The sequence below is a fragment of the Streptomyces sp. NPDC102278 genome (assembly GCF_044766345.1).
Lineage (GTDB): Bacteria > Actinomycetota > Actinomycetes > Streptomycetales > Streptomycetaceae > Streptomyces.
Window position 1 is genome coordinate 1 of record NZ_JBIWLV010000027.1, and the last position, 21199, is coordinate 21199.

25 protein-coding genes are annotated in these 21199 nt (G+C 70.9%); 10 read left to right on the forward strand and 15 right to left on the reverse strand.

Annotation, left to right across the window (positions count from 1 at the left end; translation table 11 throughout):
* Positions 1–113: sigma factor-like helix-turn-helix DNA-binding protein (locus ACIRO3_RS34715; RefSeq protein ID WP_361786802.1), on the forward strand; the 113-nt coding region annotated here is incomplete at its 5' end.
* A gap of 143 nt (positions 114–256) precedes the next feature.
* Here ACIRO3_RS34715 and thpR read toward each other — a convergent pair.
* On the reverse strand, positions 257–838 hold the full coding sequence (thpR, locus tag ACIRO3_RS34720; RefSeq protein ID WP_404143490.1) for an RNA 2',3'-cyclic phosphodiesterase: 582 nt from the start codon (positions 836–838) through the stop codon (positions 257–259).
* A gap of 44 nt (positions 839–882) precedes the next feature.
* The gene (locus ACIRO3_RS34725; protein ID WP_404143492.1) at positions 883–2286 is read right to left on the reverse strand and encodes an alpha/beta hydrolase family protein; all 1404 of its coding nucleotides are present in this window, start codon (positions 2284–2286) and stop codon (positions 883–885) included.
* Between the two features lie 504 nt (positions 2287–2790).
* On the opposite strand from ACIRO3_RS34725, the gene ACIRO3_RS34730 reads away from it, so the two are divergent.
* Positions 2791–3213 carry a subtilase-type protease inhibitor gene (locus ACIRO3_RS34730; RefSeq protein ID WP_404143494.1) on the forward strand — a complete coding sequence of 141 codons (423 nt, stop codon included), beginning with the start codon at positions 2791–2793 and terminating at the stop codon, positions 3211–3213.
* Between the two features lie 27 nt (positions 3214–3240).
* On the opposite strand, the gene ACIRO3_RS34735 is transcribed toward ACIRO3_RS34730, so the two are convergent.
* The 5 genes from ACIRO3_RS34735 to ACIRO3_RS34755 all read right to left on the reverse strand — a co-directional run bounded on the left by ACIRO3_RS34735 (position 3241) and on the right by ACIRO3_RS34755 (position 7233).
* Complete coding sequence (locus ACIRO3_RS34735) at positions 3241–3588, reverse strand: VOC family protein (RefSeq protein ID WP_404143496.1); 348 nt, start codon at positions 3586–3588, stop codon at positions 3241–3243.
* 10 nt (positions 3589–3598) lie between these two features.
* Positions 3599–3967 (reverse strand): VOC family protein, encoded by a 369-nt coding sequence (locus ACIRO3_RS34740; RefSeq protein WP_404143498.1) that lies wholly within the window; start codon positions 3965–3967, stop codon positions 3599–3601.
* A 277-nt stretch (positions 3968–4244) separates the two neighbouring features.
* A complete protein-coding gene (locus ACIRO3_RS34745; RefSeq protein WP_404143603.1) occupies positions 4245–4658 on the reverse strand; it encodes a rodlin in 414 nt (137 codons plus the stop codon).
* Positions 4659–4821: 163 nt separating this feature from the next.
* Positions 4822–5433 carry a GPP34 family phosphoprotein gene (locus ACIRO3_RS34750; RefSeq protein ID WP_404143500.1) on the reverse strand — a complete coding sequence of 204 codons (612 nt, stop codon included), beginning with the start codon at positions 5431–5433 and terminating at the stop codon, positions 4822–4824.
* A gap of 156 nt (positions 5434–5589) precedes the next feature.
* Entirely contained in the window at positions 5590–7233 is a 1644-nt protein-coding gene (locus ACIRO3_RS34755) for an alpha/beta hydrolase (protein WP_404143502.1), read from the reverse strand.
* A gap of 266 nt (positions 7234–7499) precedes the next feature.
* Between ACIRO3_RS34755 and ACIRO3_RS34760 the strand changes: the two genes are divergently transcribed.
* Positions 7500–8903 (forward strand): FAD-binding oxidoreductase, encoded by a 1404-nt coding sequence (locus ACIRO3_RS34760; protein WP_404143504.1) that lies wholly within the window; start codon positions 7500–7502, stop codon positions 8901–8903.
* A gap of 152 nt (positions 8904–9055) precedes the next feature.
* On the opposite strand, the gene ACIRO3_RS34765 is transcribed toward ACIRO3_RS34760, so the two are convergent.
* The 4 genes from ACIRO3_RS34765 to ACIRO3_RS34780 form a co-directional block, all read right to left on the reverse strand.
* Positions 9056–9454 (reverse strand): hypothetical protein, encoded by a 399-nt coding sequence (locus ACIRO3_RS34765; RefSeq protein ID WP_404143506.1) that lies wholly within the window; start codon positions 9452–9454, stop codon positions 9056–9058.
* 285 nt (positions 9455–9739) lie between these two features.
* Complete coding sequence (locus ACIRO3_RS34770) at positions 9740–10195, reverse strand: DUF2809 domain-containing protein (protein WP_404143507.1); 456 nt, start codon at positions 10193–10195, stop codon at positions 9740–9742.
* A 440-nt stretch (positions 10196–10635) separates the two neighbouring features.
* Positions 10636–11136: a lamin tail domain-containing protein gene (locus ACIRO3_RS34775; RefSeq protein ID WP_361786778.1), complete on the reverse strand. Its 501-nt coding sequence runs from the start codon at positions 11134–11136 to the stop codon at positions 10636–10638.
* A gap of 214 nt (positions 11137–11350) precedes the next feature.
* Positions 11351–11929 (reverse strand): TetR/AcrR family transcriptional regulator, encoded by a 579-nt coding sequence (locus ACIRO3_RS34780; protein WP_404143509.1) that lies wholly within the window; start codon positions 11927–11929, stop codon positions 11351–11353.
* A 131-nt stretch (positions 11930–12060) separates the two neighbouring features.
* Here ACIRO3_RS34780 and ACIRO3_RS34785 point away from each other — a divergent pair, with 131 nt between their 5' ends.
* Positions 12061–12939 carry a hypothetical protein gene (locus ACIRO3_RS34785; protein WP_404143511.1) on the forward strand — a complete coding sequence of 293 codons (879 nt, stop codon included), beginning with the start codon at positions 12061–12063 and terminating at the stop codon, positions 12937–12939.
* 91 nt (positions 12940–13030) lie between these two features.
* Here the strand turns inward: ACIRO3_RS34785 and ACIRO3_RS34790 are convergent, their stop codons facing one another.
* Positions 13031–14089 (reverse strand): VWA domain-containing protein, encoded by a 1059-nt coding sequence (locus ACIRO3_RS34790; protein WP_404143513.1) that lies wholly within the window; start codon positions 14087–14089, stop codon positions 13031–13033.
* 272 nt (positions 14090–14361) lie between these two features.
* Between ACIRO3_RS34790 and ACIRO3_RS34795 the strand changes: the two genes are divergently transcribed.
* On the forward strand, positions 14362–14736 hold the full coding sequence (locus ACIRO3_RS34795) for a VOC family protein (RefSeq protein ID WP_366001278.1): 375 nt from the start codon (positions 14362–14364) through the stop codon (positions 14734–14736).
* A gap of 121 nt (positions 14737–14857) precedes the next feature.
* Here ACIRO3_RS34795 and ACIRO3_RS34800 read toward each other — a convergent pair whose 3' ends face one another.
* Positions 14858–15841 (reverse strand): hypothetical protein, encoded by a 984-nt coding sequence (locus ACIRO3_RS34800; protein ID WP_404143605.1) that lies wholly within the window; start codon positions 15839–15841, stop codon positions 14858–14860.
* Positions 15842–16269: 428 nt separating this feature from the next.
* Between ACIRO3_RS34800 and ACIRO3_RS34805 the strand changes: the two genes are divergently transcribed.
* The 4 genes from ACIRO3_RS34805 to ACIRO3_RS34820 all read left to right on the forward strand — a co-directional run bounded on the left by ACIRO3_RS34805 (position 16270) and on the right by ACIRO3_RS34820 (position 18768).
* Complete coding sequence (locus tag ACIRO3_RS34805) at positions 16270–16680, forward strand: MarR family winged helix-turn-helix transcriptional regulator (protein ID WP_366001606.1); 411 nt, start codon at positions 16270–16272, stop codon at positions 16678–16680.
* A gap of 292 nt (positions 16681–16972) precedes the next feature.
* Positions 16973–17284, forward strand: a complete 312-nt coding sequence (locus ACIRO3_RS34810) for a hypothetical protein (protein ID WP_366149885.1) — start codon at positions 16973–16975, stop codon at positions 17282–17284.
* Between the two features lie 274 nt (positions 17285–17558).
* The gene (locus tag ACIRO3_RS34815; protein ID WP_404143516.1) at positions 17559–17753 is read left to right on the forward strand and encodes a hypothetical protein; all 195 of its coding nucleotides are present in this window, start codon (positions 17559–17561) and stop codon (positions 17751–17753) included.
* 100 nt (positions 17754–17853) lie between these two features.
* A complete protein-coding gene (locus tag ACIRO3_RS34820) occupies positions 17854–18768 on the forward strand; it encodes a hypothetical protein (protein ID WP_404143517.1) in 915 nt (304 codons plus the stop codon).
* 132 nt (positions 18769–18900) lie between these two features.
* On the opposite strand, the gene ACIRO3_RS34825 is transcribed toward ACIRO3_RS34820, so the two are convergent.
* Together ACIRO3_RS34825 and ACIRO3_RS34830 are read right to left on the reverse strand one after the other, a co-directional pair.
* Positions 18901–19491 (reverse strand): TetR/AcrR family transcriptional regulator, encoded by a 591-nt coding sequence (locus tag ACIRO3_RS34825; protein WP_404143518.1) that lies wholly within the window; start codon positions 19489–19491, stop codon positions 18901–18903.
* 151 nt (positions 19492–19642) lie between these two features.
* On the reverse strand, positions 19643–20527 hold the full coding sequence (locus ACIRO3_RS34830; protein WP_404143520.1) for an MBL fold metallo-hydrolase: 885 nt from the start codon (positions 20525–20527) through the stop codon (positions 19643–19645).
* Between the two features lie 149 nt (positions 20528–20676).
* On the opposite strand from ACIRO3_RS34830, the gene ACIRO3_RS34835 reads away from it, so the two are divergent.
* Positions 20677–21105 carry a MarR family winged helix-turn-helix transcriptional regulator gene (locus tag ACIRO3_RS34835; RefSeq protein WP_404143522.1) on the forward strand — a complete coding sequence of 143 codons (429 nt, stop codon included), beginning with the start codon at positions 20677–20679 and terminating at the stop codon, positions 21103–21105.
* Positions 21106–21199: the final 94 nt, after the last annotated feature.

A 21199-nucleotide genomic window follows, 5' to 3' on the forward strand; every position in this document is an offset into this window, starting at 1 on the left:
CCGAGATCGGCGCCGAACTCGGCATCTCCCAGATGCAGGTCTCCCGCCTCCTGACCCGCACCCTCACCCGCCTGCGCACCGGAATGCTCGCCGGCCAGACAGACCGTCTCTGACACGCACCCATCCCACCGGGGCACCGCTCCGAATCACCTCGCGAGGGGCTCTTGGAACCGGCCCCCACCTCCACCGTCGGGGCCCGGCGCGACCGCGCCCCGACGGCGCCCCCTCCCGCCGGAGGCCCGCGCCCGGCTCCCGGTCAGTGCCCCTCGAAGCTCCACGCCTCGATGTCGCGGTAGTGGATCGCTCCCGGGCCGCGCCCGATGTTGCTGCCCACCAGGTGCAGGCGCCGCGCCTGCCACCAACGCCCGGTGAACCCGGCGAGTCCGGCGGCCGCCTTCACGACACTGGAGGGATCGTCGCGACGGGACCTGGCCAGCGTCAGGTGCGGGCGCAGCGGCCGTTCCTCGAAGTCCACACCGCACTCCCTGACCACGCCCCGCACCTCGCCGGCGAGCCGGTGCAGCCCGTCCAGGTCCCCCTCGATCCCGCTCCACAGCACCCGCTCGTCGAAGTGCCCGCCGCCGCGCATGGCCAGGCGTACGGGGCGACGCGCCGCCGCCAGCCCGGCCAACGGCGCCCGCAGCAGCGGCACCGTCGCGACCGGCAGCTCCCCCAGGAACGCCAGGGTGATGTGCCAGTCCTCGATGCGGTTCCACCGCATGCGGGGGTACGCCTCGTAAGCCGGCCCCAGCTCCCGTGCCAGCTCGTCCTTCGCGTCGTCGGGCGGAGCGAGCGCTATGAACACGCGGACGGTCGAGCCTTGAGTCTGTTCGTTCACGTAGGAATTGGTACCACCGGCCGCCGGCCCGCTCGGGGGCGGGGTCAGTTGCCCGACAGCGTGTCCTGGAGCCAGTCGAAGACGACCTCGCAGTGCAGCTGTGGGGCCATGGGTGAGCAGTGGAGCTGTGCGCCCTCCGCGGCGGTCAGCTTCAGATAGTCCTTGGGCGAGGTGAGCTTGTCGTACATCTGGCGGGGCTGGCCGGGGTAGAACTGTTCGTCGTCGTAGTCCAGGACCAGGGTGGGTGCCTTGATGCGGCTGACGACCGAGGTGATGGCCAGTGCCTGGATGCGGGTGGCGGGGGTGTAGAAGTCGGTGAACAGCTTGCCCTGCCGGGCTTCGAGCATCGCCGGTACGGAGAAGGGCTCGAAGCGCTTCTTCATCACGGCGGCCGCGTCCGGCGGCAGTTCGGGAACGACCTTCTTGTTCCAGATGTCGTTCGTCTCCCCTTTGTCGGGAGTGAGGATCTCCCGGATCTCCGGCGGGAAGCCCAGCCACGGTTCGACGCAACCCGGCATGGCCACCAACGCGGCGATCCGGTGCTCGAAGGCCGCAGCCCGGGGAGCGAGGTCCCCCGCCATGCTCAGACCGGTCAGTGCGATCTTGGTGGCGTCCACGTCGGGGCGGGCGGACAGCCAGTCGACAAGCGGGCTGACGACCTTCTCCCAGGTGGGGGTGAACACCACCCGGTCGACGAAGAGCAGTTGCCCCTGACCCGGCCCGTCGTAGACGAGCGCGTTCCAACCGCGGTCCAGTGCCGCCGGCACGCCGTAGGTCCACATGTCGACGTTCTGCCCGTCACTCCCGTTGGTCAGGATCACGGTGGGGCGGGGAGCGTTCGACTCGTCGGGGCGGAAGAACCACACCGGCAACGGTGTCGTGCCGTACGGGACCGAGGCCTTGACCGGGGCGGGCTCGCACCGGTCGCAGAACGCGTCCCAGGCGCCGCGCCCCGACTTGTACAGCTGCTCCTCCGTCCCCGGATCCTTGGAGCCGAGGACGAAGAACAGTGCCTGCCCGTAGTACTGGGCGGCACGCAGCGCCCGGAACCGCTTGGTCTGGTCGTCGGCCGGCGCTCCCGGCGGCGGCTTCAGAAGCTTGTCGCCGAGCTTGCGGAACGTCTCGACGTACGTCTGCGCGGAGAGGCCGGCCTGGTTGATCGCGTTCACGGCGGTGAGGACCTCGCCGACCTCACTGGCTCCGGCCCCGGCGGCGCCCAGCGCGAGGAGACCGTTGAAGTTGTACGCCGGGTCCTCGAAGAGCGTCATGGCACCGGGAGTGGAGCCATTCGCGGCCGCGCCGGTGGAGCCACTGGAGGTGGGCGCGGGAGCGCCACCCGCGCCCCCGGGTGCGCAGCCGGCGGCGAGAGCGGCCCCTGCCCCCGCGCCGGCGACGAGCAGGGCGCGGCGACTGGGACCGGACTCGTGGGGGCGCGGTGCGTACGTCATACCAGCGGAACGTAGTCCCGACGCGGCGGGACGACATCTCGTCCTGCCGCCGAACGGCCTACGCCCCACCCTGCGCGCCACGCCCGTCCGGCCGTGAAGCGGCAGGTCACAGGGGTCCACTCGCCCCGACGACGCGCTACACCCCTCCGGGCGGGACCCGCCCGAGCGGCGCGGTGCCCGCCCCGCTCGCCGGGTACGCGGACGGTGGCGATCCGGCCAAGCTGAATGACCGTCCGGTGAACCGCGCACGGCCGACGGCAGGTCAGACGACTCAAGAAGGCACGTCGCGCGCGAGGTGACCATGTGTCGGCGCACGGCTACGGAGGGCGCACGTCCCGCCTGAGCTGCCCGAACGACCATTCGGTCGCCGATATGTGAACAGGGTGTCCGTAAAGCGGCCATCGATGTGCAACTCCCCTTCGGATCCGACAGGGTTGACCACATCGAAGCGCGAGAGTGCAAACATCCATCGCGCTCAACCTTTGAATCGAAAGTGAGCTTGTCGTGCGTCACCGCTTCGCCACCGTCTCTGCCGCTGCCCTCCTCAGCCTTGCCGGCGTCGCCGGCGTGGCGGAGGCACAGCCCGCGAGCCTGTACGCCCCGTCCGCCCTGGTCTTCTCCGTCGCCCAGGGAGACGACGCCGCGGCGACCGTGCTCCGGGCGTCCACCCTCAGCTGCGCCCCGAGCGCGCAGGGCACGCACCCCGACCCCAAGGCCGCCTGTACGACCCTCAAGGCCACCGGCGGGTCCTTCGACCGCCTGCTGGCCGCCCCCGACCCCGGCCGCGCGTGTCCGATGCACTACGACCCGGTCACCGTCGCCGTGGACGGCGTGTGGCAGGGCAGCCGCCTCGCCTGGAAGCACACCTTCTCCAACGCCTGCGCCATGTCCGCGACCCTGAACGGAAACGCCGTCTTCGCGTTCTGATCCGACCCCACCGGGGAACCTCGGACGTCAGGCGTGACCGAGCACGTTGACGACCTGGCCGTTGGGATCGCGGACCAGGAAGCGCCTGACCCCCCACTCCTCGTTCTGCAAGGGGTGGACGATCTCGGCGCCTTGTTCCAACACGGCCGCGTAGGCCGCGTCCACGTCGTCCACCTCGATGCTCAGGTCGGGGTTGACCGGGGCGCTCTTGTCGGCGCTCATGAAACTGATCTGCGCCGTCGGACTGGACGGTGAGGCCAGCGTCATGATCCAACCGTGGTTCATGACCTCCTCGAAACCCAACAGCCCGTAGAACTCGCGGCTTTCCCGCGCGGCCTCGGAAACGATGTTCGGCACGACACGGCGTACGGCCATCGACCCCTCCTCAGCCGTGGCTCGTGTCGATGACACAGAAGCGGTTGCCGTCGGGGTCGGCGAGGACGACGAAGTCGGGGTCGGCGGGGTAGAGGTCCCAGTCGACCCGCTCGGCGCCCAGGGACACCAGCCGCGCCACCTCGGCCACCTGCTCGGCCGCGTCCCCCGCGTACAGGTCCAGATGGGTCCGAGGCTCCTCCTGTACCGGCGTCCGACTCAGGCCGAGCGCGAGGTGAACTCCGGCCCCCGTCGCGGGCATCAGCACGGCCCAGTCCTCCTTCACCTCGTCGCGCGGCACGTACGCCAGGGCCCGCGTCCAGAACGCGACCGCGCGCCGTACGTCCGACACACCCAACACGACCGATCCGATGTTCAGCATGCGCCGATTATGACGCTGGCGGTTCCCCGGCGCTTCAGGGTTGCCGCATCGCGGTGTCCATCGGGAGAGGACGTCGCGCACACGGAGGAGCCTCCCACCCCGTGAAGGGTGGGAGGCTCCTCTGCGTGCCAGTGGGTATCCCGCCTGAACGGCCCCTCGGGCGGCGCGTGGTACGCGCCGGCGAACGATGCGAAGCCGTGGATCGGGATGAGCAAGCCGGGGCCTCGTGGGCACTCGCGCAGGCGTCGGAGGCCCCGGCCGGTGGGGGAGCGGTGCCTCAGCTGCCGGCCGAGACGTTGCCGGACAGGACCGGGATGTTGTCCAGGATGTGCGAGAGCGGCTCGTCGCCCTTGGCCTGGGTGGAGTTCTCGGCGCACTGCTGGTTCTGCGGGTTGGACAGGACGTTGACGTCCTGGACACCGATGTTGGCGATCACGGCCACCAGGGACTGGGCGTTGACCTTGGCCGGCAGGCCGATGCAGGGCTTGTTCAGGGTGCCCTGGACGAGGCTGAGCTGCGGGCTCTGGTTGCCGCTGGTCTTCTGGTTGCCGTAGATCTGCGAGGCACCGTTGCCGTTGACGGTGTTGACCCCGTTGTCGTTGCCGATGGCCATGGCCGGGGCGGCAACGGCGGCACCCGCACCGAGGATGGAGGCGGTAGCGGCGGCGGTGGCCATCATCTTCTTAATCATCATTGATCTCTCTGGTGCACGAGCGGACGGTGACAAGTGCCTTGATCAACGCCCGGGCCCCGCACAGGTTGCGCCGGTTCGCCGGGTTCACCCGTTCAGCCGCACGTCCACCCGATCGACCCCGGTGCCGTCCACTCACGGCCCGGTTCCGCGTGCGTTGCCGTCACGGGCCCCGCCAGAGGTTGGCGAAGGCCGAGTTCTCGATGGACCGCCTCTGGCGTACGGCTTCCAGTTCCATCACGGCGTCGTTGACGACGGCCAGCACGGTCGTCACCGCGTCGTCGTCGAGGCGCGGCTCGTCCTCGGACGGCTCACCCTCGATGCCCACGACCGAGGCGAGGGCGACGAGGACGGGCTCGGCGGCCTCCCAGCGGCTCAGCGCATGGCGCCGGGCAGGCGAATCGACCAGCTCCAGGCGTGCGGCGCCGAAGGGCGACAAACCCCCGCGTCGCGGGGCCAGTTGACCCTCCTTCTCCAGAGCGGCCTGATAGTTCCCGGCGAGGTCGCTGCCCCTGCGCCAAAGCCACTCCTCGACCCGCTCGTACGGCACGTGGCGAGCGAGCGACTCCGCTGCCTCGCCCAGGAAAGGGTCGTCCGCCGAGGGTGACTGCTGCGGCTCCGGCACGATCCGGTCGCCCTCCAGGGTGACGGTGTGCGCGCCGATGAGATCGATCAGCTCGGCTCCCGCGAGCGCGAGCGACAGGTCGCCCTGCCCCACGGACTGGTTCACCTGCCGCTCCATGGCGAGGATGAACAGGTCTTTCGCCGTTGTCATGAACGGCTCCCCTCGAAGTCTCGGCAGTGAGGCGCCGCCACCCGCCCGGCCCGATGCGTGGGGCCCCGAAGAGGCTCCCGCGCGTGGAACCCCAGTATGTCCCCTCGTCGCGCGCGCAGGCGTGGTTCCGGGCGCCGGGAGGATCCCGGGGAGGTGTCATCCGCTCCGGAACGCCCCGGCGGCGACGCCCGCGTGGGGCCGGGGCGAGGCGAAGGGCAGCGTGTCGGGTCGGCACGTCGTTCCCGGCGGCGGGAGGGCGCCGTCGACGAAGTAGCGGCTCTCGTACGAGTTCACGCAACTGCTGGAGTTGTTGAACAGCGCGGTGTGCCCGTACCCGTCGTGGGTGAGGAGGCGGGCGTTGGCGAGTTCCCTGGACATGGCCTGGGCGTCGGAGTAGGGCGTGGAGGGGTCGTACGTGGTGCCGACCACCAGCACGGGGTGAGCCGTGGCCCTGTCCCACGGACCCCGGTAGCGGTTCGCGGAGCGGGCCGGCCAGCCGGCGCACGGCTCCGCGGCCCACGTCCAGTACCGACCGGCGTCGCCCGCACGGGCGGCGCTGTCCCGCTCCAGCGCGTGGTAGACGGCGGGGTCGCGCGGATTGGGGCTGTCGCCACACCACACGGCGGCCGCCTGCTCGTCACCCAGGTACGGATTCGGCTGGGCGACCGGGGGCGGAGGAGGGTACACCGGCTGCCCTGGCACGCGGCCCCGCCACAGATCCTGGAGCCGACCCGCGAGATCCGTCCACCCCGGGTGGACGATGTAGAGGCCGCTCACCACGTCGGCGATCGTCCTGGAGTACGTCCACTCGCCCACCGGGCGCTCCCGCAGGCGCCTCGTCAGCCCGTCGAACTTCTCGCGGGTCGCCTTCGGATCGCCGGCGGAGAAGGCGCAACGGGCGGTCGTGGTGGATCCACACAGGGCGAGGAACCGGTCCAGCGTCGCCGCCGCCGTACGATCCGAACCCATGCGCAGGAGCGTCGTGGAACGCGGTTCGCCCCGTGCGGCGTGGTCCGTCCAGGCCTGCGGGTCGATGTTGCTGTCCAGGACCATGGCGCGGACCTTGTCGGGGAACAGGTTCGCGTAGGTGGCGCCCAGGAAGGTGCCGTAGGAGACCCCGAGGTAGTTGAGCCGCCGCTCGCCCGCCGCGCGGCGGAGCAGTTCGAGGTCCTGAGCGGTGTCCGCGGTCGACACGTGGCGCAGGAGTTCCGGGTCGGTGTCCCGGCACCGCCGGCCCAGATCCTTGTAGGCGGCGATCCAGGACGCCCGCTGCTTCGCGCCCACCGGGAAGCCGGCCGGTTTGCCCGCGGCCCAGGCGGCGGCCTTCTCCGGGCTGTCGAAGCAGTTCACCGCGGTGCTGTTGCCGATGCCGCGGGGATCCCAACTGACGATGTCGAACCGCTCCCGCAGCTCCCGGGGGAAAGCCGTGTAGTTGGCGGGCATCTGTACCGTCCCGGGGCCGCCGGGGCCGCCCGGGTTGAAGAAGAGGGTGCCGACGCGCCGTCCCGGGTCGGTGGCCTTCCGCCGGACCACCGCCAGGTCGATCTGGCGTCCACGGGGTGCGGCGTGGTCCAGCGGCACCTTGAAGGTCGCGCAGTCGAACGGGCTGCCGGCTACGCAGGGACGCCAGTCCAGTCGCCCCGTGCCCGCCGTCGACGCGGACGCGGTCACCGACGGCGACGGCATGCCGTCGGCCGGGGCGAGCGTCGGGCCGAGGAAGAGCGTGGAGCCTACGGCCGTCACGGCGAGCGTCGCCGCGTAGTGCCGGCGGCGGCCTCTCATGGATCCGGGTATGGACATGCTCCGCGGTTCTCCCTCACCGTCGGGCGCCCGTCGCGGCCGACGGTGCGATGCCGTGCACAGCGCGGTGCGCGTTCCTTCGCACCACGACACTGTGGTCCGCCGCCGCGCGCGAGCCGACCGCACCCGAACGGGGCGCGGACGGGCCGCGCTCTCGGACTTCTCCGGCCAGGCCCGAGAGGCCGGGGGGCGGTGCCCGGCCGCGCCCGATTGCGGCGCCGACCGTACGGCGGGACGCTGGAAGGGCCCGCTGTCAGGAGACCGCCATGAACGCCACCACGCTGGAGGCGATGCGGACCGCACTGCGCGGCCCCGTCATCGGCCCGCAAGACCCGGAGTACCACGAGACCCGCAAGCTCTACAACGCGATGATCGACCGTCGCCCGGCCGGCTTCGTGCGGTGCGCGGACGCGGCGGACGTGAAGGCCGCGATCGGCTTGATACGTGACAGCGGCCTCGACATCGCCGTGCGCGGCGGGGGCCACAGCGGTCCCGGTCTGTGTCTGCTCGACGGCGGAATCACCCTCGACCTGTCGCCGATGCGCTGGGCCCGTGTGGATCCACAGGCGAGGACCGCCATCGTGGGCGGGGGCACCCAAATCGGCGACCTCGACCACGCGACCCACGGCTTCGGCCTGGCCACGCCCACCGGGATCATGTCGACGACCGGAGTCGGCGGCCTGACCCTGGGAGGCGGACACGGCCACCTCACCCGCAGGTTCGGCCTGACCATAGACAACCTGCTCGCCGCGGACGTGGTGCTCGCCGACGGCACCTTCGTCACGGCGAACGCCACGGAGCACCCGGACCTGTTCTGGGCGCTGAGGGGCGGCGGTGGGAACTTCGGCGTGGTGACCTCCTTCACCTTCCGACTGCACCCGGTCGACACGGTGGGCGTGTCCATCACGCTCTGGCCGGTCGACGCCACGCGCGAAGTGCTGCGCTGGTACCGGGAGTTCCTGCCGGCGGCGCCCGTGGAGCTGAACGGCTTCTTCGCGGCGCTGGCGGTACCGCCGGGCCCGCCGTTCCCCGAGGAGATCCACGGGCACAAGATGTGCGCGGTCATCTGGTGCTGGACCGGTGATCCCGACGACCTCGGCGACGTCCTGGCCCGCGTGAGCGAACCGGGGCCGCCCGCCTTCCACTTCACGACCCCGATGCCGTACCCCGCCCTGCAGACCATGTTCGACGAGCTGATCCCCAAGGGCTTGCAGTGGTACTGGCGCGGGCACTTCTTCGACCGGATCACCGACGGGGCGCTGGACGTCCACCTCAAGTACGCCGAGAACCTCCCGACCGGCCTGTCGACCATGCACCTCTACCCGATCGACGGGGCCGCGGCCCGGGTCGGCAAGGACGACACGGCATGGGCCTACCGCGACGCCGTCTGGTCGGGCGTGATCGGCGGCATCGACCCGGACCCGGCGAACGCGGAGCTGATCCGGCAGTGGGCCGTGGACTACTGGGAGGAACTGCGCCCGCACTCGATGGGCGGCACGTACGTGAACTTCATCGGGGCGGGGGAGGACCAGGACCGGGTGCGCGCGACGTACCGCGACCACTACGACAAGCTGGCGGCGATCAAGCGGACGTACGACCCGGACAACTTCTTCCACGCCAACCAGAACATCGCACCCGCCGGCGCGGACCAGGCCCCGTCCGCCCCGTGATCCGCGCGTACCCGCCTGATCGGGTCAGGCCTTCAACGCCCGGCCGACGACCGTGAGGGCGAGCCGGCGGGGGGGGCCAGGCCGGAGAGCCGGCTGCGGAGGCCGGCCACCACGCTGCGGCGTCGCGATTCAGCGGTTCGCGGGCCGCGGTGTCACGCCGTTGCCCCGGGCGTACGGCGCGGACGGGGTGTCGTGTCGAGCAGCGCCCAGACGCGGCGTCCGTCGGGGGCGGCGTCGGTGCCGCAACTGTCCACGGCACGTACGGCCGCGAGTTCGGCCAGCACCGCGTCCTCCGGGGCGCCGGGCCGGTGACTGAGCGCCACCATCAGGATCTTCCGGTCCTGGTCGGCGAGGTGAAGACTCACCCGCTTGCCCCCGTCGGCGACGGCCGTGTCGACGAGGATGTGTGCCGCCACCGTGAAGTCCTCCGCGTCCAGGGACGCATACCCCCAGGAGCGCGCCTTCGCCAGCGCCTCGTCGGCGGCCTTCCCCGCTGCCCACCGGTTCGCCGCGAACGTCAGGCCGGCTGTCCGACGGTTCCTGATCTGCATGCGTGGCCGTGCCCCCACGGCCACCTGGTCGGTCTTCGTGTCGGGCGTGGGCCGCGGCGGCTGCGCGGGTCGCGGCTGTGGCGGTGGGGATTTCGGCGGATGGTCCGGCGGCAACCTGGGTCCCGCGGCCTCTGGCGTGGTCATCTCGTCCTCCCCGAGTCGGGGTCGCGGCGCGTGCCGTCCATCCTGGCACTGTCCGAGATCGCCGGAGGGCAAACGCCCGCACCGGCGCGGTCACCGCCGCCGCGACGTTGACGCGGGCCCGGGGCGGGAGGCGGCCGCCGGTCAGACGGGCTCGGGGCGCCCCGCCGCCCGCCGGCGCCGGCGTCGCGTCAACGAGACCAGTGAGGTGTGGACGAGGCAGCCGAGTGCCGCGCCCACCGTGTACCAGAACAGGTCCGGGGGATTGAAGGTGGACCCGAGGACGAGGCGGGCGATGGTGCTGCGCTCGGAGAGTTCCGCAGGGACCGTGCCGAGCTGGAGGAATTCGACCGCCCAACTGGTCGCCAAGGCAACCGCGGCGGCCCGCAAGGGCGTTGCGCGCGGCGCGACCGCGACGAACAGGGCGAGGAGCAGCACGGTGTAGAGCGCGTCTCCGCCGTACTTGGCCACGCTCCCCGCTGCCACGATCCTGAGCCCCAGCCCGGCGCCGACGATGAGAACCGCGGCCCCGGCCGCCACCAGCCGGGCGCTTGCCGACTCGGCGCCGGTGCGGGCACGGTTGAGGGGTGGGGAGATCACCGGACCATGGTGCAGGACGGTTCGCGCGGGCCGTCGAGCGGGTCGGGACCGGCGGTCACTTCCGAGCCCTGTCGGCGGCCTCGGGTCGCCGCCGGAGAATGGCGGACGTCGCCCCCTTCGACCGCGAGGGCACTCGTCGCGGCCCTCCGGATCGACCGGGCGGGGGGAGAGCACGGTCCCCGAGTTCGCCCAGGGACTGCCGGAACGCCGGGTGGTCTGGTGCGACGTCGATCTCCACGCGCGTAGCGCGCGGCTACCACGGCGCCGATGGTGCCGGCCACGTCGAGACCCGCCCGGCCGTCGCGATCCGAGAGGAGCCGCGTCGTGGTGGCACGCGCTGCCGGCCGTGGACCGGCGAACGCGTCGGGCCCCCCTCCCTGCCAGGGACGGGGGCCCGACGCGTCGACCCGCGTGGCTCGCGGGCCGGGTGGTGACAGGACCTAGCGGCCGCTGTGGTGAGCGCCGCGGCCCTTGCCGGGGCCCCAGTTCTTGCTGTCCAGGATGCGACCGTGGTCGTTGCGCAGGGTGGCGGAGTCGCGCTGGTCCCAGACGTAGTTCGTCCGGTCCTGGTAGACGTCACGCAGGGTGTTCCTGCCCTTGCCGGTGTGGACCTTGACGGCGGAGTGGCCGCCGAGGAGCAGGCCGCGGAAGCGGTAGCGGTTGCCCTGCTTGTCGGTCAGCGTGTAGCCGCGCAGTTCAACGGACTTCCTGCCGGTGTTCTTCACCTCGACCCACTCGCCGTTCAGGCTGCGGTTGCTGCGGTCGTTGCGGCCGGGGCTGTCGTACTGCACCTTGCCGATCGTGATCGTGGAGTGCTTGCCGGTCGCGCCGTGGTCACGGCCGTGGCCGTCGGCTGCCGCCGGGAGGGCGGCGGACGCGAGAGCGGCGACGGAGGCCACGAGGGTGGCGATGACGCGGCGGGTGCTGCGAGAAGCAGACATGAAGATGTCACCTCAAGGACGTGCGGGTCCCCGGCTTGCTGCCGGGAACCCATACTTTGGCCCGCCCGCGAAGAGTTTTCTGGCAAAACGCCCCAAGATTGCCAAATGAAGACAAACCAGTCCGATTCTCTGACCAATCGGTGATCGGATCGGCGTGCGGCCGGCCCGGGCCCCGACGCCACCAAGGCGTCGGGTGAAACGTCGGAGACGGGTCCTACGACAGTTCCGTCGCGGGGTGGTTCGCGAAGAGCGTGCGGAAGGTCTCGGAGGGGTCGTCGTCCAGGGCCGGGAGGCTGCCGCTGAGCTGGAGGGCCGCGAAGCCGTGGGCGAGCGACCAGGCCGCCAGACCGGCGCGTCGCGCGTCTGGGCGCAACGCGCCGGGCAGTTCCTCGATGCCGGAGCGCAGAGCCCGGGAGGCGCGCTCCTTGGCGGCGGTCAGTTCCGGGTCGTCACCGTGCAGCAGTTGAGGTCGGAACATCACCTCGAAGTGGGCGGGGTGCCCGACGGCGAACTCGACGTACCGCGCCCCCATTTCGCGCAGCTTGCGCGCGGTGTCGGGCGGCACCGAGGTCAGCGCGTCGGCCAACAGGTCGAAACCTTCGGTGGCGATCGCCGTCAGCAGTCCGGCCTTGTCCTTGAAGTGGTGGGCGGGTGCGGCGTGCGAGACCCGGGCTCGGCGGGCGAGGTCGCGAAGGCTGATCGCCGCGACACCGTCGCTGCCGATGACCTGGAGCGCGGCGCGGATGACGGCCCGGCGCAGGTCTCCGTGATGGTACGTGGGGGTCGCGGCCATGGATGGCAGGTTACCCCACATCTAGGCATTGACAGGATGGCGACGACCTCGCAATCTAGGCAGTGTCAAGTTCTGGATGCGCGACTGGGGCAGCGGCAGTGGCGACGACTGGTGACAGCGAGGGAATCGACATGACGCGCGGCCTCGGCACGATCCGACAATTGTGGCAACTGCTTGAGCCGGTACACGCCACGCTCTACTACGCGCCGGAGGCGTTCGAGCAGGCGGCGGCGCTGGGTTACGCCACCGACGAGCGCTGGCCGAGCTACTTCGCCTACCGGGCCGCCCCATTGGGCCCGGTAGGCCCGCACGTGGTGAACGCGTTGTTCTACAGCCTCAGCCCGCGGATGGTGGAGCGCCACACCGCGACGGCCTGGCGCACGGCCTCGGTCGAACGGGTCCTGGAGGCACGGAGCGCCGGCGTGGACCGGGCGCTGCGCAAGCTCCTCGGTGACCGGATCGGCTCGCCGGACCTGCGCGAAGCCGCGGAACTCGCCCGCCGAGCCGCCGAGTCGGCGGACACCGCAGGCCGCCCGATGGCCGCCGCGAACGCCGCGCTGCCGTGGCCCGAGGAGCCCCACCTCATGCTCTGGCAGGCCGCCACCATCCTGCGTGAACACCGGGGTGACGGTCATGTCGTCGCCCTCCAGGCGCACGACATCGGCCCGACCGAGGCCCTGGTCTCACACGCCGCCGCCGGCGCCGCACCGGAAGAGGTGTTCAGCAGCAGGCAGTGGACCGACGAGGAGTGGAGCGCCGCGCGCGAACGTCTCGCCCGCCGCGGCCTGTTGGAAGCGGACGGCCGAATCACCGAGGGGGGCCTGCGGGTGCGTACTTCGATCGAGAAGCTCACCGACGAGCTCGCCGCGGCACCCTGGAGGGCACTCACGGTCGCCGAGACGGCACGGTTGGCGGAGCTTCTCGTCCCGCCGGTGCTCGACATCGTCGGCGCCGGGCTCCTCCCGACGCAGAGCACCCTCGGCATCGGTATGACGTACGACTACACGTGAGCCGGCCGCCCCTTGAGTGGGCCGAGCTCACGGCGGTGCGCCGAGCGATCCCGCCCCTTGAACCGCTTGCTCCCCACCCGTCTCGCGCGTGTCAGAGCATGATGAGTAGACGCGTCTTCGGCTTGAGCTTCCTGTTCACCGACCGGCTCTGCACGTATACCTCCAGCTTGGGATTGTGTCCCGCCTTCACCGAGACGGTCCCCTGGACGCCGGTGCCGAACAGAAGACTGCGCGCCGCATCGCCCGTGTACGCGCGGTCGGTGTCCTTCTCCACCACGACGACTTCCTTGTCGGGCTGGACCTGGACCCGCGTACCCAACTGGTAGTAACAGGAGCCGCGTTCGTACGTGACGCCCGGATGCGAATCGACGAAGGATCGAATCTCGACCTCCGTGTCGACCTTCAGGAGCCGGTACTTGTCGGCCGGGACCGGTTCGAGTTTCGCCCGCACGTCGTCCACCGATATGTCCTGGCCGACCGTGAACAGGTTCTTCGTGCCCCGCACGCCCTTCTCGCGGCCACGCAGGAAGCTGGTGGCGGCAGCGCGCACGGTGCCGATCGCCTCCTCGACGCCCGCCTGGGAATCCGCGTCCCAGATGGCTATGTTTCCGGCCGGGAAGCCGTAGTTCTGGGCGGTTCGCTTGGCCAGGGAGTTGGGAACGAGGATCGCGGACGTCCAGTGGCCCGGGAGCGCACCCATCTTCGCCGCGATCTTGTCGAGCCAGGGGCCGAGGATGGCCATGTCGCCGTCGTGCCGTCGGTCGCCGCCGGAGGCGTTCTCCTCGCCGTCCGTCACCACGATCTGGAGGAAGCTGTGCTCGCCGTACGCCTCCCAGATGTGGCCCAGGTCGTCCAGGGACTTCAGAGAGGCCTCGATGAGGGCGGTGGCGCCGTTGTTGACCTTGTACAGGCCCCGCATGGACGGCAGATGCTTCACGTCCATGTCCCAGACCAGGTTCTCCACGGTGTGGTCGAAGGAGTAGAGGCTGATCCGGGTCTCGTGGCCGAGCTTGTCCGACTCGGCCTTCAAGCCCGCCACGAACTCGTCGACGATACGGATGAGTTGACCCTGATGCTGATGCATGGAACCCGAACAGTCCACGACCAGCGCGACGTGATTCACCTTGTGCTGGATCTTGTTTGCGGACATGATTCTGCTCCTTCTCCGTGCTCCCCGAGTGATGTCTTCACACTATGGGGAGCCACTGACATCGGAGCTTGACGGGCCATCACCCCTGCCGACCCGCGCCGGACGCCGGGGCGCCCGGGTGTGAGACGGGGCGCGGGGGCCTGCGGCGGGAGTCGCTCCGGTGAATGGATGCCGCGGGGACCGATGACTTTCGCCGGCGCGGGCGGTCATGACTTCGACAGCGCGCATCAGCGGCGCAACGAGCACGAACGAAACGACGGAGAGGCTCACCCATGTCAGCCCCGAGCAACATCACCGGACTGGGAATCATCCTCGGCAGTGCGGACCCCGCACCGCTCATCGCGTGGTACCGCGCCGCGCTGGAGCCCTTGGGCGCCCGCTGGGACGAGCACATGCTTGTCATCGGGCAGCAGGCGATCATCGGATTCGACCGGCGCGACGACGTCGCGGACAAGGCCGCCGAACCCGGGAGGCACCTGATCAACATCACGGTGCGCGACATCCGAGCGGCGGAGAAGCACCTCGACACCCTCGGCGTGACCTGGGTCCGACCGGTCGAGGACGTGGGTGGTGGATGGATCTTCTCCACCGTCCTGGACCCGGTGGGCAACTACCTCCAGATCCTGCAGGGCCCCACGACGCTCTGAGCACGCGCGGTCACGGACACGCCCATCGGGGGTTCTCCCCGCACGCCCGTCGCGTCGCCCGTGCGGCCCCTGGTGGGGTGCCGCACGGGCGACGCGACGGGCAGGAGCGCCCGGGGGAGTGTCAGACGCCGACCGCCTCCTCCATCTCCTCTTCCTCCTCGGCCCGGACAGGAAGGGCCTTGGCCGCCGCGGCCTCGTTCGTCGCGCGGCGCCGTTCGGCCGCGGCGGCCGCGACCGTGAGGGCCAGGCCGACGAGCAGCCAGGCGGTGAGGGTCAGGACCTGGCGCACCAGGCCGTCGTGGCCGAAGTAGAGGATGGAGCGCAGGCCGCCCACGTAGCCGGCGCCGTTCCAGAAGGAGTGCAGGGCGCCGAAGAACCCGTTCTGCAGCTCGGGCCGGAACAGTCCGCCGGAGCTGGTGAAGTTGAGCATCACGAACAGCACCATCATGGCGAGGGTCGTCCACCGCTTGAGGAAGGTGTGCAGGCCGACGCCGATGAAGAGGATGCCCGCGGAGTAGAGCCAGCTCAGGCCCCAGACCCCGGCGAGGCCGTGGTGTGCCAGGTGGAAGACGGGCCCGGCCAGCAGTGCGCCGATGGCGCTGACGACACCGGAGACCCTGACGACCAGGAGGGCGCGGCCCCACATGCGCAGCGCGGCGCCCGCACCGCCCAGGACGGCCACCGAGGCGTACGAACCGATGCTGACCGCGACCAGGAGGAAGAACAGCCCCTGGCCGGTCGGGTCGTCGTCGACGTTACGGACGACATCGGTGACCTTGAGGGGGGCGCCCTGACCTGCGGCGATCGGTGTGAAGATCTTCTCGACCACGGTGGCGCCGGTGTCGGAGGCCGCCGTGGCCACGATCAGCTCGGGAGCCGAGTCACTCGGCACGTAGGCGCCGGTGATGTGGCGGTCCCGGAGTTCGGCGACGGCGTCGGAGCGGTGGGCGAGCGTCCGGACGTCGAGGGCGTCGCCGGCCTCGTTCTTGACCGTCTGCGCGAAGGCCATGGCCTGCGGGCCCTCGCCGACGATCGCCACCGGCATGTGGTGCGGCTCCGGGTGGACGAAGGCGCCCATGTACGCCAGGCCCATGCCGAGGCACATCAGCAGCGGGGTCAGCAGGTGGGTCAGTACGTGACGCACCGCGGGACCACGCAGCCCGGTGGCGACACCCTCGGCGGCGGCGCGCAGGGTCCCGGGGGCGGCGGGGCCCCCGGCGTGGTGGTGTGCGGGTGTGCGACCGGACATGCGACAGGACCTCCGAAGTCGGCGCGGGCCGTGGGTGCGGCCAGGGTCGGCAAGTAGTTGGTATATACATCTTTCGTTTCAGTTGTACTATACAACTAAAACCGAGGGAGGTCACTGTGACGACGGAGACAACCGGTACGACTGACCCGACCGGGACCAGGCAGCCGGCAGGGACCACGGGCCTGGCCGGGGCCACGGAGCCGGCTTGGGCCACGGGGCCGGCAGGCGGGAGCGGTCCGGACGGGGAGCGCCGGGACGCGGCCATAGAAACGATTCAGCGCGAGATGACCTCCTTCGCCCGGCGGGCGCGGGCGGCGGCCGCGCGGATGCACCCGGAGCTCTCCCTGGTGTCCTTCACGCTGCTCAGCCACCTGGAGGAGCGTCGGGGGTGCCGGGCCGCGGACCTCGCCGCCCACTACGCGCTGGACAAGTCGACGGTCAGTCGCCAGGTCGCGGCGCTGGAGCGGGCGGGGTTGGTCGAACGCCGCGCCGACGCCGCGGACCACCGGGTACAGGTACTGGAGCTCACGTCCGCGGGCGCGGCGGTCCTGGCCCAGGTGACGCGCAATCGGCGCGAGATGTTCCGCGAACGGCTCGTGGACTGGCCGCGCGAAGACTTGGACCGCTTCGCCGCATACCTGCTGCGCTACAACGACACCACCCAGAACGGCGTCGGGAGCCGGCGCGCGGGGTGAGGAGCGGGCGCCGTACCGCGACCGGACGGCGCCGGCAGGTCGCGATCGGGGGGAAGGTGCATGGGATGGAGTCCGCGCACGGTCCGGGTGGCGGAACGTCGTGACGGGCCGGGCGTGACGGTCCGGGCGTGAAGGTCCGGGCGTGACGGTCCGGGCGTGCAGGTCCGGCCGGACAGGGAACCGGCCTCCGCGCCGGAGATGGCCGCGCGGTGCGCCCTTCGGGATCGCGAGCCGGCGACGGAGAGCTCGGCCAGGCCGAGGGCCGGTCGTGCGGGTTGGATAGGATTTCCCGATGAGCGGCATACGGCTGTGGGGGAGTGGGCGTCGGCCGGACGGGCCGATGGCCGTCATCGTCGGGGTGGGGAACCTGCTCGTGAGCAGCGTGCTCGTCATGATGATGATCGGCGGACCGTGGTTCTTCGAGGCCACCACCCGGCAGGAGGAGACGGCCGGTTGGGAAACGGCCATCCCGATCTTCGTCGGATGGCTCGTGGGTGGACTGGCGTTGTTCCTCGTCCTGGGCATGACGCGGACTGCGGTGAGCCACTTCATCACGATGCTCTTCCCGCCCACCGCACTGGTTGCCATCCTGCTGGCTCTGTGAGGCCGGCCCGGTGCCCGATGGACTCCCGTACGACCCGCATACGCTCCAAGCGTGCGAAGGTGCCGTACCAGGCGCAGCGCAGTCATTCGATGGGCGCCGAGCGTCACGACTTTCGCCTGGGCCCCGCCCCGGCTCCGCACAGGTGGACATCTTCGAGGCCGAACATCACATCGAATTGCCTGGATGCGCTGCAAGGCAATCTGTTCCTCCACATCGCGGAGATGGGCTGTACCGACCTGTGCCTCATCGGTGTGAACGGCCCATCACCGGCCGCATGGTCACCGGCAATGCCGATGGCTTCCGGCGCCCGAACGTCTCCTCGGCCCATGACTTCCTGAGCTGGTACGAACGCCGGATCAACCACCTGGGGGACGGCAAGGACAACAAGGCACTGGGCCTCACCTCTCCGGTGACCGCCGCCGGCGCCCCCTGGGGCCCCCGGGTCAGGGTCCGAGACAGGCGATCGTGACGGTGATGCGAGACGGTGGCCCCCTCGCCCGCCGCCGTGGCCGGCCGCAACGGCGGCGTCGGTCCGTGACGGAGCGCTGCCGGCGGGGGAGAGTGGTGGCGTGGATGTCGACGCGCTGACGCATGAGCTGTACGGATTGCGGCCCCAGGAGTTCACGGCGGCCCGGGACGCCCGCGCGTCCGAGGCGCGTGTGGCCGGTGAGCGTGCCGTGGCGAAGCGCATCGCGGAGCTGCGCAAGCCCACGTTGGCCGCCTGGTGCGCGAACCTCCTCGCGCGCGCCGACGAAGCTCAGGCCCGGCGGCTTCTCGAACTCGGCCAGGCGTTGCGTGAGGCACATCGGACGTTGGCGGGCGAGGAACTGAGGGAACTGTCCGGTCGGCAGCACGTGGTGATCGCCGCGATGGCCCGCCAGGCCCGCGTCCTGGCCGGTGAGGCCGGACAGCCGGTCTCGGAGGGCGTCCAGCATGAGGTCGAGCAGATCCTCCACGCCGTCCTGACCGACCACGATGCCGCCGAGGCCTGGGTGGGAGGTGTCCTGGTGAAGGCACCACACGCGGCCGTGGGCTTCGCCGGACTGGAACCCGTGCCCGACACCACCTCACGGCGCACATCGACGACCGCGCCCGCACCGCCTTCGGCTGAGACCCGGGCCCGGGCCCGGTCGAGGGCTCAGGCAACCGCCCAGGCGAAGGCCGAAGCGAAGACGAAGGCAAAGGCGTTGGCGGAGCGGGCGGCGGGGGAGGCGGAGCATGCCGAGGCCGTACTCGCGGAGGCGGAGGCCGAGTTGAGCGACCAACGGGCCCGACTCGCCGCCCTCGAAGAGGAGATCGCGTCCCTGAAGGAGAAGCTCGCCCGTGCGGGCGCGGAACGCGATCGCCTCACGCCAGATGTCGACACGGCCACCCGACGCCAGGACCGGGCCGAACAACGGGCGAAGAAGGCACGCGAGGCAGCCCTGAAGGCGGCTGACGCGCTTGACGCGCTCCGGGACGCATCGAGTGCGGCTTCGGGCTGATCGCCCGGTGCGAGCAGTCACATGAGTGCCCGAACCCGGCTCGGTACCCGATCGCCGACGCGACGCGAGGTTCGAGCGGACCCGCGCCGCCCATCGGGCGCCGCGGGCCCGGCCTGATCCGAAAGACAGACCCTAGCGGCGGACCGACCGCCAGATGTGTTCGGGCAGTGCGCCGGCGGCTTCCTCCAGATCCAGATCCCCCACGGTCAGCCAGCGGCGGACGGCGCCGACGACCGGACCCATGACGAGGGACTCGATCATGGGGGTGGACAGTTCGGCGAGTTCGCCGGATTCCCGGTGCCCCTGGATCCAGAGGGCGATCGGTGTCAGCCGGGCCTCCTGGGAGTCACGGATCTGCCCCGCGTGGGCCATGCCCTCGCGGTCCGCGGCGACGGAGTGCATGAGGCGGGCCGCGTCCGGATGGGCCCGTACGAAGTCCAGGTAGGCCAGGACGACGGCTTGGATACCGGAACGGGCGTCGGCCGTCCCCGTCAGCGCCGTCAGCAACGTCCTCAGGAGTTGCTCCAACGAGCGGTGCGCGAGTGCGGCGACCACTCCATCGAGACTGCCGAAGTGGTGGTAGATGCTTCCGGAACTGACCCCGCTGGCCTTGGTGATGGCGCCGAGCGTGAGACCGCTCTCCCCGGACGAGGCGTAGATGCGGAGCGCCGCGTCCAGGACCTGTTCGACGGTGGCTTCCCCGCGTTGCTGCTTCGGGCTCATCGGGCAGGCGTCCTCGGTCTCGTGCGGCGGATCGCTGTGGTCCTCGTCGTGCCACAGCGTAGGACACCCGTGTCGGAAGTGTTCCCGGAGACCTTTCCGGCTCTGGAGGTGGGGCGCCGCACCGACTTCGTTCCGGCGGCGCCCCGTCGGGTCAGGCGTCCACCGGCTGCCACGCAGGGCCGGTCCCTCCCTGACGGACGTGGCCGAACACCACGTCGGCGAAGTGGATGCCGAAGCCGAGTGTGTCGGGTTCCGCCAACTCCGCGACGAGCCGGCGACGGTGGTCGGCGGTCAGGGCCGGGTCGTGGTCGAAGGCCGAGGACCACTCGGGGTGGTCGATCTGGATCGGCGAGTGCACGGCGTCTCCGAAGGCGATCAGGCGTCGGCCGCCTCCGGTGATGACGTACTCGGCGTGTCCCACGGTGTGGCCGGGGGTGATCCGCGCCCGTACCCCGGGGAAGATCTCCTGCCCGTCCGTAATGGTACGCACGTGCGGTGCGAGGGTCGCGGCCTGCTCGGCCATGCCCTGCTCCTCCAGGAGGTCGCGTCGGTCCCACTCCTGCTCGGAGATCAGGTACTCGGCGTGGGCGAACACGGGCCGGTCGCCGCCGGGGGCGGGATGGCAGGCCCAGCCGATGTGGTCGGAGTGGAGGTGGGTGAAGGCCACCGCTTCGATGTCCTCGGGCCGGCGACCGAGTTCGGCCAGGTTGTCGAGGAGCGCACCTCCGTGGATCGTGCCGAGAGGGCCGTCCGGGGCCTGGAGCGTCTGCGGCCCGAAGCCCGTGTCGATCAGGAGCGCGCGACCGCCGTGTTCCACCAGCAGGGCGCCCATGCTCGCCACGAGGTGGCCCGTCGGGTCCAGGTACTCCGGGTGTGCGGCCCACAGCTCGGCGGTGGTGTCCTGGAGCAGGTGCAGCGGCCGGAGCTGCGCATCTCCGTCCGGCACGTACGAGACCTTGGTGTCGCCCAGCCGTATCGAGCGGATTCCCGCCGCCCGGCGCAGTCGCATGCCTTCGTCAACCGTCAGTTCGATCATGGGAGTTCTCCTGTGATGCGTCGGCAGGTAGTCGTCAGGTGGTAGTCAGGTCGTCGCGATTCCCGCGGCGACGACGCCACCATAAGCATCAAGTTCGAATCATTCAAGCTGTAAATATGTAGCCTTGATGGACTTGCTAGACTGATGACATGACGACGTCCCCCGAGATGCAGGCCATCGCCGAGCGACAGCTGTGCGGTCTGGTGAACGGACTGGCGCAGAGGATCGCGGAGCACGTACGGGAGCGCGCCGCGACCCTCGGTCTCACGGCGCCCCAGGCGACCGCGCTGCGGGAGATGAGCGGGCCGATGACCATGCGGGAACTCGCCGAACGCATGAGTTGCGAGCCCTCCAACACCACCTTCGTCGTCGACAAGCTGGAGAAGCAGAGCCTGGTCGAGCGGCGTCCGCACCCGACCGACCGCCGCGCCAAGCACCTCGTCCTCACCGCCGAGGGCGCGGCGCTGCGGACGCGTCTCCTCGGGCTCCTCGCCGTCGACTCCCCGCTGTCCGGCCTCACCCCGCAGGAGCAGCGCGTCCTGCGGGGCCTGTTGGAACAGGCCGTCACCTCGCCTTGAGCCCTCGCCGGCCCCCGTCCCGCGTCAGCCAGGCGCGGGAAGGGGGCCGGTCGGGGTCGGACGAGTCAGGTCGGAACGGGCCGGGTCGGACGGG